This is a genomic window from Micromonospora sp. NPDC007230, assembly GCF_042869115.1.
GTDB lineage: Bacteria > Actinomycetota > Actinomycetes > Mycobacteriales > Micromonosporaceae > Micromonospora.
Genome location: NZ_JBIAFE010000004.1, coordinates 29,536 through 43,736, shown reverse-complemented (window position 1 = coordinate 43,736; position 14,201 = coordinate 29,536). Strand labels below are relative to the sequence as shown.

At 72.0% G+C, this 14,201-nt stretch carries 6 protein-coding genes; 2 read left to right on the top strand and 4 right to left on the bottom strand.

Annotated features, from left to right (window positions below):
* Window positions 1-220 precede the first annotated feature (220 nt).
* Window positions 221-1,546 carry an AAA domain-containing protein gene (locus ACFYML_RS07310; RefSeq protein ID WP_387419759.1) on the bottom strand — a complete coding sequence of 442 codons (1,326 nt, stop codon included), beginning with the start codon at window positions 1,544-1,546 and terminating at the stop codon, window positions 221-223.
* Between the two features lie 203 nt (window positions 1,547-1,749).
* Between ACFYML_RS07310 and ACFYML_RS07305 the strand changes: the two genes are divergently transcribed.
* Window positions 1,750-2,706 (top strand): hypothetical protein, encoded by a 957-nt coding sequence (locus ACFYML_RS07305; RefSeq protein ID WP_387419758.1) that lies wholly within the window; start codon window positions 1,750-1,752, stop codon window positions 2,704-2,706.
* A gap of 121 nt (window positions 2,707-2,827) precedes the next feature.
* Here the strand turns inward: ACFYML_RS07305 and ACFYML_RS07300 are convergent, their stop codons facing one another.
* Window positions 2,828-5,194 carry an acylase gene (locus tag ACFYML_RS07300; RefSeq protein WP_387419757.1) on the bottom strand — a complete coding sequence of 789 codons (2,367 nt, stop codon included), beginning with the start codon at window positions 5,192-5,194 and terminating at the stop codon, window positions 2,828-2,830.
* Window positions 5,195-5,660: 466 nt separating this feature from the next.
* Between ACFYML_RS07300 and ACFYML_RS07295 the strand changes: the two genes are divergently transcribed.
* Window positions 5,661-9,122, top strand: a complete 3,462-nt coding sequence (locus tag ACFYML_RS07295) for a S8 family serine peptidase (RefSeq protein ID WP_387419756.1) — start codon at window positions 5,661-5,663, stop codon at window positions 9,120-9,122.
* A 345-nt stretch (window positions 9,123-9,467) separates the two neighbouring features.
* Here the strand turns inward: ACFYML_RS07295 and ACFYML_RS07290 are convergent, their stop codons facing one another.
* Both ACFYML_RS07290 and ACFYML_RS07285 read right to left on the bottom strand, forming a co-directional pair.
* The gene (locus ACFYML_RS07290; RefSeq protein WP_387419755.1) at window positions 9,468-13,655 is read right to left on the bottom strand and encodes a LamG-like jellyroll fold domain-containing protein; all 4,188 of its coding nucleotides are present in this window, start codon (window positions 13,653-13,655) and stop codon (window positions 9,468-9,470) included.
* Between the two features lie 71 nt (window positions 13,656-13,726).
* On the bottom strand, window positions 13,727-14,026 hold the full coding sequence (locus ACFYML_RS07285; RefSeq protein WP_387419754.1) for a hypothetical protein: 300 nt from the start codon (window positions 14,024-14,026) through the stop codon (window positions 13,727-13,729).
* Between the last annotated feature and the right edge of the window lie 175 nt (window positions 14,027-14,201).

Below are 14,201 nucleotides of genomic sequence, written 5' to 3'. Positions count from 1 at the left end.
CTCGGCGTGCAGGCCGACGGCACCATGCTGCTCTACTCGAACAACTTTGGTCGCGACAACGGTAAGCCGTACAGCGACGTGCGTGAGATCGGCCACGGCTGGAACAACTTCAACCGCATCATCTGACCAACGTGATCACAGGCGCGCCCGGCCTCGGCCGGGCGCGCCGACGTTGTCCCTGGCGGCTATCGCGCCGCCCCGTGGAGCCTGACCGACTTGATTATCGATCATCAGTAATCACGGAGAGGTGGGTCAGCATCGTCTGGTTGGCTTCCCAGCCGTCCGGGAACTTCACCGGCACGTCCAGGTGCACCCGCTCGGTCGACGGGTGCACGTCGAGCAGCTCGGCGATTCCGGCCCGGGCCACCACGAGGCATGCGTGCCGGTGCCGGGATGCCAGCACGCACAGCCGCCCCGACTCCAGGTGGAACGCGGTCGCGTCCCGCCGCCCGGACAGCGGGTGCAGCACGACCGTCACGTCGTACTCCCGGCCCTGCAGCCGGTTGGCGGTGTCGACGGTGATGCCCGCGCCGGCCTCGCCGAGTTGCGACCGGATGGCCGCCACCTGGTCGCGGTGGGCAGCGCCGATGGCGATCCGGTGCGCGGTCACCGGCGCGCCGTCGGGCGCCTGCTCGGAGATCGCGACCGCACCTCGCCGCAGCACCCGCAGGGCGAGGGCCGCGCAGGCCGCGGCGGCCTCCCCATCGGTACGCAGCGTGTGCCGGGCCGGCAGTTCGTACAGCCCCCAGCCGGTGGCTGCCGCCACATCCACCGTCGCGTCGTAGGCGTCGCCGGGTCCGGCCTCGGTGAGGGAGAGGGCGCGGTCGGCGGGCCCGGTGCCGGACCGGAACCCGGTGAACGGGTAGAACGCCGCCGCCACCACCGGCGCGGCGGTGGCGGGCAGCCGCCAGGACACCGGCAGCCGGTGTACGGGCAGGTCCGGGTTGTGCCGCAGCAGGGTGGCCACCGCCGACTGCATCGGATCCCAGGTCAGGCCGGTCCAGCGGGCGGTCTCGACGGTGGAGAACGGGTCGAGCTGCCCGGGATCGCCCACGAACAGCGCCCGCTCGAACCGGCCGGCCACGCGCAGCAGGGCGTCGGAGCGCATCTGGTACGCCTCGTCGACGATCGCCCACGGCCAGCAGCCCTCGGCGACGGTCGCCCACTTGGCGGCCGTACCGATGATGACGGCCGAGGCGGCGAGGTCGGCGACCTTGGCGCCGACCCGGACCGTCTCGTGGCTCTCGACCCGGTCCGTGGGTTTGTAGTCGGTGGCGGAGAGCCGGCCGATACGCAGCTCGGGTGCCTTGCGGGCGAGGCGGTCGATGAGGTCGTCGACCTGCTCGTTGGTCTGCGCGATGATGATCAGCGGCTCGCCGGCGGCGGCCAGTTCGACGGCGGCGCGGACCACGAGGGTGGACTTTCCGGCGCCTGGCGGCGAGTCGACCACCACGCCGCGGTGGTCGCCGGAGCGCAGGTCGGCCAGCACGGCGATGATCACCCGCTCCGCCTCGACGGCGGGCGGGAGCTCCAGACCAGCAAGCATCGACACGTCACCTTCCGACACGGCGTCCCCGGCACCCTACCGGTCGGGGCGGACGCCGACCTTTCTCCGACGGCCGCTGACCCGCTGTCGCCCTTGCGACATAACCACTAGCGATCGACCGGCAACGCTTCGTCCAAAACCACGCGTCCTTCCCATCATCGACGCGGCGGAGAGCTGCCGCGCCATACACGGGAGGACACCTCATGCAGAAACGAATCGGCCGCCGGCTGACAGCCGTGCTCACGGTGGCGGGACTGGCCCTGCTCGGTGCGGTGGCGTCCGCGACCCCGGCCGCAGCCGCCAAGGCAGGGGCCCGGGCGTCGGTGCAGGTGGGACGGTTGATCCTCGAGCCGACTGAGCGGGGTTACCGGGGCGATCTCCCGGTGACCGTGACCAACCTCGGCAGCACCACGGACAGCTTCGCCCTGGAGATCGTGGAGCCGATCGCCGGTTCCTTCCGCAACGCCGGCCCGGACGCGCCCTGCCCCACCTTCGACGACATGGTCGATGGTCGGCGCACCTTCGAGTGCTCCCCCTCGCTCTACCTGCAACCCGGCGAGACCCGGCAGGCCGTCCTGTCGTTCGAGGTGCTCACCACGGTCCGGTCATACGCGATGCGCGCCGGTAGCGGCACGATCACGGCGACCGTCTACCACCAGAGCGCCCCGGCAGGCAGGGGCGACTTCGGGACGCTGTTCCGCTCGGCGGACGGCAAACTGAACCCGACCACGCCCTACATCCAGGACAGCGAGATCAAGGCGTCGATCACGGCGGATGACGCCACCCTGACCCGGGTGGCGGACGGGCGTTGGTTCGGCCGGGTGCCGATGACGGTGCGCTACGCCGGCGACGCCGCCCACGACGACCTGTGGGTCGACGGGATCGCCCTGCCCAACGGGGTACGGGTCTGGGCCACCGACCCGGACAGCGGCCCGGGCACCACGGACACCCGGTTGACCGTGCCGGGGCACCGGTTCATGCCCGGCGAGGAGCGCAGCTTCGACCTGGTGGTCGTCGCGCCCGCCGAAACGCCGGCGGGTGATCTCGGCAGTGCCACGTTCGAGGTGGGGGCCATGTTCTTCCCCAACCATGAGCTGAACGACGCGGACCCGTCCGACAACACGGCGTCGGTGCGGCTCACCGCCGTCGACAACAGCTGACCGTCATGGTGGTGGTCCCTGGCCGGCGGGCCGGTGCCCGGCGGCCAGGGACATCAAGCCGACCCGGCGCCTGACCGCCGGTCGGGGGTGCGGGCCGGGATCACCGGCCCGCACCCGTCGGTCAGTCGCGGCGCTCCCCCACCCGATATGTGACCAGGTTGGGGTCGGCCTTGAGCTGCCGTTCGGTGTACTTGATGGTGTCGAAGCCCTTGCCCGAGTAGAGCCGGGTCTGGTCGGCGTACCAGGGGGAGTTCGGGTTGGCCGACTGGGAATAGGTGAGGATCTGCCGGCCCGACGGCCCGTTGCGGCCCAGCTCGACGGCCATCAGGAACGACGTGCCGTGCACCACCTTCGGGTAGCCGACGCCGGGCTGCACCAGGTTGATCGTCATATTGAAGACGCCGGCCTCGGGCCACCCGCCGTGGATCGGGATCCGTTCGGCGCCACGCGGCTCGGTCTGGATGTCGCCGAGGCGCGCGTCGAGCGGGATGCCGTCGAGCAACTGAACGGCGTCCGCGAGGGCGGTGCGGATCCGAGGGTCGTCGACGGCGAGCCGGCTCGGGGTGGTGAGCGGGTTGGCGGGGTCGAACCGGTCGGCGAAGCGCAGGCCGCCGGCGCGGGCGAATTCGGTGAACACGTGCGAGCCGCGGCTGTCCAGGTCGACCCGAAGGTCCCAGCCGCGCAGGGCGGCGCAGGCGGCGCTCAGGCCGACGCGGGTGCCGTCGGAGGCGGTGGCGACCGGGTCGGCCGTACACGATCTCACCAGGTCGTCGCGGACCAGTTCGCCGCCGTAGGCGCGGTTGCCAAGGGTGACCGCCCACAGGTTGCCGGTGGTGAACCGGGTGCCGGGGAGCCCGTCGGTGCCGGCGAGGCGCTGCCGCACCTGGTGGACGCCGAGCCGGGTACGCAGGCTGCGTTCGGTCCGCTCGTTGCCGATGATGCGCGGGAAGCCTTCCAGGGGCTGCTGCGGGTTGGCGAGCCAGTAGCTGTCGTTGGAGTTGGTCACGTAGTCGTTGCGGACCAGCGTGGGCAGGTGCGCCGGGCCGAAGATGCCCGACACGGCGGCGTCGGGGTCCCGGCCCAGCTCACAGGCAGAGCGGGAGCCGTCGAGGACGGCCTGGCCGCTGCCGGCGTAGAGGTCGCGCCAGGCGGCCGGGATGCAGGTGGCGGCGAGGTGGTCGGTGACCCGGGGCACGACGGAGTGGTCGGCGTAGAGGGCCTTGCCGCCGCTGTCGGCAGCGATGACGTTGACCCACGGCAGGAACTGCCGCCGGTCCAGCACCGCCCGCAGGTCGGCCACCGACCGGGCCCGCCCCATCGCCAGCCAGCCGTCGAGGGAACGGTTGTTGACCGCGTTGGGATCGCTGATCGCGTACGCGGTGTCGGCGGTCCAGTCGAAGCCGCCGGGCACCACGACGACCGGGCCGAAGTGGGTGTCGTAGAGGGTGCGGCTGACCGGCCCCGCCGGGGTCTGGACGGTGACCGTGCGGGCGGTCATCTTCCGCGGCTTGCCGTCGTGCAGGTAGCTGGTCGGGTCGCCGGGGACGAGGGTCAGCTTGTGCCAGGTGAAGCGGCGGGCGGTGGAGACGGTGTGGCTCCAGGCGACCCGGCCGTTGTGGCCGATCTCGATGAGCGGGTCGCCGACCAGGGCGGCGCCCTCGACGTCGTACGAGCCGGGAACCTTGAGGTGCATCCGATAGAACCGGTCGGGGCCGTCCCACGGGAAGTGCGGGTTGGCCAGCAGCATGCCCGCCCCGCTGGCGGTGGCGTCGCGCCCGAGTGCGTACGCGTTGCTGCCCACCCCGGCCGGCGCGCCGTCGCGGGCGGCGACGAGAGCCGCCGCCTCGGGGGCGGGGAGCGGGCCGGTGATCTCACCGGGCTGCGCGGGCGCGTCCTGGCCGGGTGGGGCGGCGGCGATGATGCCGTCGGCGAGCCCGGCGGAGCCCGCGCGGGCCATGCTGGTCCAGTGGGCCCGCCACAGGTCCAGCTCGGTGATCGGCTGCACCCACGGCTTGCCGGCGCAGGCCGGCTCGGTGAGGTTCGCCGCGCCGGTGCGGCGCAGGTAGGCGTTGTAGCCGGCGACGAAGCCGCGGATCTGGTCGCGTACCTCATCAGAGGGCGAGTGCACGCCGTCGCGGGGGCCGGTGAGCAGCCGCTCGGCGACCCGGTCGTCGATGACCTTCTGCTGGAACAGATCACTGGTGACGTTGACCGCCGCCTCGCCGGACGTACCGAACCAGCGGGAGCGTTGGGCGCGGACGGTGACGACGGTCTCGGCGATGGTGCAGATGTTGTCCTCGGCCTGGACGTAACCGACGCCGTAGCCGAGGCTGGCGAAGTCGCGGGCGGTGATGTGCGGTACGCCGTAGGAGGCGCGCTGGACGAGGGCCGAGTAGCCGTCGCCGTGGGCGGCGGCCGGCCCGGCGGTGGCGGTGAGGCCGGCGGCGACCAGGACTGCGGCGGTGGTCGCGGCGGTGAGCCGCCTCATCGGGCGGCCCGCGCAGGGTGTGGTTGGATCATTCGGACGTCCTCCCCCTGTGTCGACTGTCCATTCCCGACCGACGCTAACGAGGCTCGCCGGACCGGACATCGGGGAAGACCACCAGGTCCCTCCGGGCTTGCCCGCAGGGGGACAGAAGCTTCGCTGCCGGAATCTCCTGTAGACAGGCGGATGGCGGTCCCCTGCTCCACAGGGCAGGGCCGGCGGGTGCGCGAGTCGCCGGAGCGGGCACCGGTCCACTTCCACGCGGTCGAGTCCTACAACCGACCGAGCGCGCGCCGCGTCTCCTATATGGAGTTTTCCACGGGAGGCGGAGGAAGCGGTGCTGACAGTACGTAGACGCAGGTTCTCGAGACAGGTCGGGGCGGTTGCGGGCGCGGTCGCGTTGAGCCTCGGTATCGGCGGCGGGAGCGCGGTGGCCCAGCCCACGACGCAGCCCCCGACGCAGCCGCCGATGCGACAGCAGACCGGCACGGAGCGGGACGGGCCGGTGCTGCCGGCCGGCAAGACGTACACCCTGACGTTGTTGACCGGTGACGTGGTGACCGTCTCCGGGCGGGGCTCGGCCTGCCCGGCGGTCACCGTACGGCCGGCGAAGCCGAACGGGGTGCAGTACCGCGGTTGCGGGCCGGACGGCCACCTGCGGGTCGTGCCCGCGGAGGTCGCCGGGCTGCTCGGTTCGGTGCTGGACGAGTCGCTGTTCGACGTGACGGCGCTGATCCTCGACGGCTACGACGACGCGCGCAGCCGGGAACTGCCGCTGATCGTGCGGCCCGGCGACGCCGGGGCGCGGACGGCGGCGGCGCTCGCCGCGGATCCGCTGGCCGCCGGTCTGGGCCGGCGTCGGGCACTACCGGCCATCGCCGCGGTGGCCGGGCGGCAGCCGAAGCAGAGCGGAGCGGCGCTCATCCGCACCCTGAGGTTACGGGCCACGGGGCAGCACGCCGCGCGGGCCGCGCAGGCCGGCCTCCGGGTGTGGCTGGACCGGAGGGTACGCGCGACCGGGGTGCCCGCACCGGCCGCGGCCCCGCCGCTGAGCAACGCAGCGGCCCCGACGCTGACCAAGGCACCGATGACCGAGGCGGCCGGGACGCCGGCCCGCCGCGAGTCGGCAACCGGTGGCCTGGACGGCAACCTGACCCAGATCGCCGCCCCGACGGCGTGGCAGGCCGGGTTCACCGGGGCGGGTGCCCGGGTGGCCGTGCTGGACACCGGCGCCGACTTCACCCATCCGGACCTGGTGGGCCAGGTGGTGGAGCGGGCCGACTTCGGCACGCCGGGTGGGGACGCCGTGGACCGCATGGGGCACGGCACGCATGTAGCGGCGACGATCGCCGGCACCGGCGCGGCGGCCGGCGGTGAGCGGCGCGGTGTCGCTCCCAACGCGAAGCTCCTGATCGGCAAGGTCCTCGACGACGACGGCTTCGGCACCGAGTCCCAGCTCATTGCCGGGATGGAGTGGGCGGCAGCGCGCGCGGACGTGGTGAACCTGAGCTTGGGCACTGACGAGCCGAGCGACGGCAGCGACCCGTTGTCCCTCACCGTCGACGAGTTGACCCGGCAGCACGGCACGCTCTTCGTCGTGGCCGCCGGCAACGACGGCCGCATCGGCTTGATCACCGCGCCCGCCGCGGCGAGCAGGGCCCTCACCGTCGGCGCGGTGGACCGCAGCGACACGCTGGCCTACTGGTCCGGCCGGGGGCCGCTGGTCAACACCCGTGCGAGCAAGCCGGAACTGGTGGCTCCGGGCGTGGACATCGTGGCCGCGCGGGCCGCGGGCACCCTGATGGGCGACGCGCTCGGTGCCCGGTACACCATCGCCTCGGGCACCTCGATGGCCAGTCCGCACGTCGCCGGGGCCGCGGCGCTGCTCGCGCAACGGCACCCGGACTGGCGGGCCGACCAGCTCAAGGCGGCCCTGGTCGGTGCGGCCGACCCGCTGCCCGGTGCGGACAGCTACGCGGTCGGCGCCGGACGGCTGAACGCCGCGCGAGCGCTGACCGGAGTGGTCGCCGGGCAGGACCTGGTCAACCTCGGCACCTTCGACTATCCACAGTCCGGCACCGCGTCGACGCCGCTGGCCTGGCACAACACGGAGTCGCAAGCGCTGCGCGTGGAGCTGGGCCTGACCATCCGGCATCATGACGGCACGGCCGCACCGGCCGCCGCCGGGATGCTGTCGGCGAGCTGGCTGACGGTCACCCCGCAGGGCACCGGGGGGATCACCTTGCGGATCGACCGGGCCCGGCTCGCCGCGAAGCCGGGGCTGTACACCGCGGTCGTCACCGCCCGGGCCGCCGGCGGGTTCGTGGCCGCCACCCCGGTCGCCTTCTACGTGGCACCGCCGAGTTACGACCTGACCCTGAGCGCGACGGCGCTGCCCGACGCGCCGCCAGGCGTCGACCAGTTCGGCGGGGTACGGGTGGTGAACCTCGACGACCCAGCCGTCTTCGCCGAGTTCAAAAACGTGGCGCCGGGCGAGCCGGCGACCGTACGGGTGCCGGCCGGCCGGTACACCGTCGCGGGCTACCAGATGGAGATCGACTGGGACACCTGGGCGAGCCGGGTGACGCTGGTCGGCGACCCGGAGGTGCTGGTCGACCGCGACACCGCGTTGGTGGCCGACGCCGGGCAGGCCAAGCAGCTGCGGGCGAGCATCGACGGGGTGTCGACCGAGCCCGACCAGGTGGGCATCACCTACCAGCAGTTCGCGCCGAACGGCACCCTGGTCGGCGAGGACTTCGCGTTCGCCTGGGGCGCCGAGGCCCGTGACTGGGGCGCATATGCGGTACCGATGGCCGAGCCGAAGGTCGGCAGGTTCGAGGCGTACACGAGCGTCAGCCTGCGGGCGCCCGGTGAGCAGCCCAGCCCGTTCGTCTACGAGGTGGTCCGGGCGCTGCCCAGCGGCATTCCCGCCGACCTGTCGCACCGGGTGACCGCGAGCGAGCTGGCCACGTTTGCCCGGATCGACCAGCGTTTCCACCGGCTGGACAAGCCGGGCTCCAGCACCGGCCACAAGCGGTACGGCTGGACCGCCGACGGCCTGAACGTCCTCGACGCTTACACCGAGAACGTCCCGACCAACCGGGTGGACTATCTCTCGCCGGGCTTCTTCTACAACGACGAGGCGTTCCACTCCGGTCCGAACAACGACTTCGACACGGTGACGCAGGAGGCGCAGCGCCAGTACGCGCCGGGCAGCCGGCACACCAAGACCTGGGTACGTCAACCGCTCCGCCCGGACTGGTACGACGACCCGGCGGCGTCGTTCAGCGGTTGCACGCCGGAACCGATCCGCCGCACCCGGGGCAATCTGCACGTCGACCTGGTCGAGTTGACCGACCAGCACCAGCGCTTCGACTGCCTCGGCGGCTTCGACGACTTCGCGGAGCTGGCGAAGCGCAAGCTGACCCTGCACCGCGACGGGCGCCTCGTCGGCGAGCACACCGGGTCGTCCGGCGACTTCACCATCCCCCAGCAGGCGGGTGACTACCGGCTCACCTACGACCTGGACGCCAGCGCGGTGCTGCCCATGTCGACCAAGGTAAGCACCGCCTGGACTTTCCGGTCCACCGGACCGTCCGACCTCAGCAGCGTCCCGGTGCCGCTGCTGTCGGTCGACTACGCGCTGCCGCTGGACGCCGCCAACCACCCGACCGGCGGTACGGCGGGCTTCACCGTGCACCAGGCGCACGGCGTGACGAAGCAGCGGGTCACCGGGTTCGACCTGTGGACCTCCACCGACGACGGCACCACCTGGCGGCCGGTCAGCGTACGAGCCGGCGACGACGGCGACTTCACCGCCACGCTGCCGCAGCCGGCCGCCGGGCAGGCGGTGTCGCTGCGGGTCAAGGTGACCGCCGACGGCGGCAGCGGGATCGACCAGACGATCATCCGGGCCTACCGGGCCGGCTGACGATCGACCGGCGCCCCGGTGCGGTATGGCCGCACCGGGGCGGCCGGGTCAAGGCCCTCGCCGGGGTGCCCTGCTGGTGCCGGCCGCACCGCCTCGCCGGTGCGGTAGGTGCTTGTCGAGGAGGAAGACCTGGACTGCCCCTGCCCGAGCATGACGGCGGGTGAGGGTGCGGCCGGCACCGTCGTACGGATCCGGCCGCACGTCCTGTCCCGCGTTCTCGGCATCGGCGGGTTTGGTTGACACATGCAGGTGGGCGTCAGGGCCTCCTGGGCGCCGGGGAACGGGAGGCGGGGCCGGCCCGATCGGACCGGCCCCGCTCCGGGGTTTCCTCTTTGAACCCGTCGATCAGCGCTTGCGCTCGACCACCGTCAGGGTGAAGTCGTCGTACGACGCCGCGTGGGTCTTGTCGCCGCCGTAGACCGCCCGCACGTGGTGAGTGCCGGGGTTGGGCAGCATCTGGACGGTGCAGGACGCGGTGCCCTTCTTGACCGGCGCCTCGCAGAGCACGTCCTCACCGACCATGAACTGCACCGGGCCGGTCGCCGTGGTCGGCGTGACGGCTGCGGTCAGCTTCAGGGTCCGGCCCCAGGTGGCCGTCACATCGTTGGCCCGGACCGAGGTGGGAGTGAGCTCCACGGTCGGGGCCGGGGTGACGGTGACCACCCGGCTGGCGACGGCCTGGTTGCCGTTGGTGTCGGAGACCAGGTACGTCAGCGCGTAGCTGCCCGGGGTGGTGGTGTCGACGGTGCCGACCACCTGGATCCGGCCGGTGACGTCGCCGTCGGTGTTGTCCACCGCGGTGACGCCGGCCAGCGGATCGAAGACCTGTCCCTGCTTGACCGAGGTCGAGGCCGGGACGGTCAGCACCGGCGCGGTGACGTCCGTGCCGGCCGCCGTGGCGACGAAGATGCCGCCGAACTGGTCGATCGAGCCCACCTGGTCACCGTCGCCGGTCCGGCTGGTGGTGGTCCAGGCGTAGAGCTCACCCTCGGTCAGGCCGCTCCACCGCACGGTGGCCGGCCAGCCCGACTTGGCCGTGGCCGCACCGATCACGGTGTCGGTCGGCGTGACCACGACGAGGCCGTCGGTGCTGATGCTGGTCTTGCGCGACGACAGGTCGATCGGCAGCACCATGTTGTCCTCGGCGCCGTTGTAGCGCTTGCGGTCGTCGTACTCGGTGGCACCGTAGTTGTCGAGCATCGGCGAGTAGGTGTCGATGCTCATCTGCGCCCGGTCGACGTCGATCTGCAGCAGCCGCAGGAAGCTGGCGCCGAACTGCAGCAGGTCGCCCTTCTTGTGGTCGACGGTGCCGTCGCCGTCGAGGTCGAGGTTGCCGTTGGCGTCGACCTTGTCCGGCCACAGCTCGCCGGCCGTCATCTTGTAGAACTGGTAGTCGGCGAGCAGCTCGACCACGTTGTGCTCGACGGTGACGCCGACCCCGGTCTTGAGGTTCGTGCCGACGCCGTGCTCGTGACCGGCGAGGACCAGGAACACGTTCGGGTTGGCCGCCACGATGCTGGAGAAGGCCCGCGAACCGTCGGTGGAGAAGTTGGCGCCCCGGCCGTCCGGCGCACCCGACGGGGCGATGTAGGCGTGCGTGAGCAGGATGCCGTTGCGGTCGTGGTAGCGCTGGAAGATCGAGCTGGCCCAGTCGGCCTCGGCCTGGGTGACGCCGTAGGAGAGGCCCACCGCGACGAAGTCCAGCCCACCGGCGGAGAAGAGGACGTAGTTGTTCTGGTTGTCCTTACCGCGGGTGACCACGGCGCCGGAGGCGTCGGTGGTCTCGTCCCAGGCGTGGTACGACGCCTTGGACGCGGCCGGCCAGAGCTTGGACCCCTCGTAGTAGCGCTCCGGGCCGTAGTACTGGTTGAACCGCGAGGTCGGGCCGGTCTCGGCACCGCCCTGGTTGTCGTGGTTGCCCGCGACGACCTGGTTGACCAGTCCGGCCGCGTCCAGGGTGCGCTGCGCCTCGGCGGTGAACTGGAACTCCTTGGTCACCTGCTCGTCCAGGCCGGGGCGGAGCAGGTTGCCGCTGGTGTCGGTGGCCAGCGGGTTGGTGTAGTCGTTCTCGATGATGTCGCCGGTGTGCGCGGTGTAGGCGATCTTCCGCTTGGCGGCGTTGCCGGCCAGCCACTGGGTGGTGTCCCGGTAGGACTTCTCCCAGAGCGCCTGCTCCTCCATGGTCATCTTGTCGCTGGGCTCGTCGATGCCGTCGAAGTCGTCGTACGTGCCACCGGCGGCGCCCTCGGCGAGGTACTGGGTGTCGGTGAAGTGGGCCAGCGAGAAGTCGTAGGCCGACGGGTCCTCGAAGTGGTCCTTGTTGGCCGGGGCGCCGGCGGTGGCGTCGCGCGATGCCAGGTCGTCGGCGAACGGGTCCTGGCCAGTGACCAGGACGTGGACCACGCCGTTGTTGACCAGTTCCGGCCGGACGGCGGCCTTCAGCATGGTCTCACCCTCGGCCTGGCCGCGGGCGGTGGCGAGTTCGGTCCACGCCTGGGTGGTGCTGTTCCACGCGTGCAGGGAGACGGCGCGCGCGGGGTCGACCGTGCCGTTCCACAGGATCTGGCGGCGTTCGGTCGAGGCCGGCACCTGGACGTCGTAGCGCTGGAACGGGATGTTGCCGGTGGACGGGCTGTTCGCCATCTTGCCGTCGGGACGCGGGCTTGCTCCGATCTGGCCGCCGTCGGTGTAGGAGAAGTCCAGCGCGGACGGCATCACCGGGACGACACCCTGGAAGCCGCCCACCGGCACGCTCGGGGTGGCCTGCTTGAAGGTGGTGGTCACCTCGCCGCCGTCGGGGTTGTTGGCGATCGCCGAGAGCGTCACCCGACCGCTGCCCTGGCCGACGTCGGTGCCGCCCGTGGTCGGGATGGCGTCGGATGTGAACGTGACCGTCTTGCTGACGGGCTTGCCGAACACGTCGGTCGCCGAGATCGCCAGGGTGTGGTTGCCGGACTTCATTCCGGCGCCGATCTCCTGGCCGACCTGTACGGGCTCGCCGTCGAGCAGGTAGCGCCAGCCGGACGCGTTGCCCTGGTTGGTCACGCTCACCTGGAGCTCGGTCGGACGGCTCAGGTGGTCGCCCTCCCCGGGAAGCGTCGAGGTGATCGCGACGCCCGCGTTCCGGACGTCACCGAGGGCGGCGATGCTGAGCGTCTTCACCTCGTCGAGGGTGAGGACGCGGGAGTAGATCCGGGCGTTGCGCACCGAGGCCGGGGCCCAGAACTGGTTGACCGCGTCGGCGCCGACGTAGAAGGAGTTGCGGGCGGCGCCGCCGGGCAGGCCGAGCGGTGCCGGCGCGGCGACGGACGCGGCCAGCTCGCCATCGACGTACAGGCGGGCCGTGGCACCGTCCCAGGTGCCGACGGCGTGGTACCAGCGGCCGGAGGAGACCTGGACCTGGGCGTTGCGGTAGGCGCCGCTGGCGTACACGGCGAAGGTCAGTTTGTCGCCGTAGACGACGATCGAGTAGCCGCCGGTCTCCTTCTCGGAGCAGACGGAGTGCTCACCGGAGTTGGGCAGGGTGCCGTTGTCCTTGAAGGTGCACTCGATCGAGACCTGGTTGCGGATCTTCTCCCACTGCGTGTCGCCCATCGCGTAGGCGTAGGCGTCGTTGGCGCCGTCGAAGGTCGCGACCGGTGTCTTCACCGCGGTGTCCTGGGCGATCACCGGCTCGCCGACGATGGTGACGGCGAGGTTCTGGGCGTCGTCCTTCGGCGTGCCGTCGTCGAAGTCCACGTCGAGGACGTCGGCGGTCGGGACGGGCGCCTTGAGGTCGAAGGCCGACGCCAGCTCGGCCGCCTGGGCGGCGGTCAGGCCCCGGCTCCAGACCTTGCTGGCCGCGAAGGAGGCCGGCGGGGCGACCTGCCCGATGCCGGACGGGGCGGCGTCGGCGCCGATCACGAACCGGCGCGAGGTCGTGGCCGGCGGGGTGAGCGCACCGGTGGCCGCGGCGGAGCCGGCCAGCTGGCCGTTGAGGTAGAGGCTCAGGGTCTGGCCGTCCCAGACCGAGACGGCGTGGTACCAGCGGTTGCCGCTGATCGGGGTCAGCACCGACTTGTAGCCGCCGCCGATGTGGGCCATCGTGCCGAGGTTGCCGGCGTTGACGTAGACCGAGAAGCCGCCGGCCTCCTTGTCGGAGCAGAGGTCCTTCTCGCCGCTCACCGGCATGGTGGTGTCGACCCGGAAGACGCACTCGATGGCGAAGCCGGTGGAGAACCGGCTCCACTGGTCGGTGAAGTCGAAGGAGACCGCGTCGTCGACCCCGTCCACCTTGAGCAGGTCGTGACCGAACGCCGCGTCGGTGGTGTAGCTGGGAGCGCCCCAGGTGGTGGGGGCGAGGCCCTGGGCCCGGTCGGTGGTGGCGCCGCCGGTGAAGGCGACGTCGAGCACGTCGGCAGCCGGGACCGTGGCGGCCGAGGTCGGCGCGGCCTGGGCGGGCATCATCAGCGCGCCGCCGGCCATCGCGAGCCCGAGGGCGGCCGCGCCCAGGCGGCGCCACCTCCGGGCGAGCGGATGGAGTCGTGTTGTCACGACATCTCCTTTTTCTGGGGGCTTTTTCTCTTGGTGTTTGGTGGTGGATGGTCGGAAATCCGGAAGGAAGGTCAGGTGCCGGGTAGGCCGGCGACGGCGGAGGCGGAGATGCCGACGCCGATGAGGGTGATCCCGCAGGCGGCCAGCACCGGGGCCACCCGCGTGGCCAACTGCAGGAGGGCGTGGGACCCGGCGGCGCGCGTCACGAGGGAGCGGCCGGTGAGAGCCATGAGGCCGACGGTGAAGAGCACCGCGGCGAGCCCGAGGCCGAAACAGACCACGAGGACGAGAGCGAACCCGGCCCGCCCGGCGAAGATGCCGGTCACCAGCACGAGGAAGGCCGCCGGCGACGGCGTCAGGCCGCCGGACATGCCGAGCAGGAGGAGACCCGGGCGGGACGGGCTGGCGTGGCCAGACCCGTGGTCATGGCTGTGGCCATGACCGTGGTCGTGGCTGTGGCCATGACCGTGGTCGTGGCTGTGGCCATGACCGTGGTCGTGGCTGTGGCCATGACCGTGGTCGTGGCTGTGGCCATGACCGTGGTCG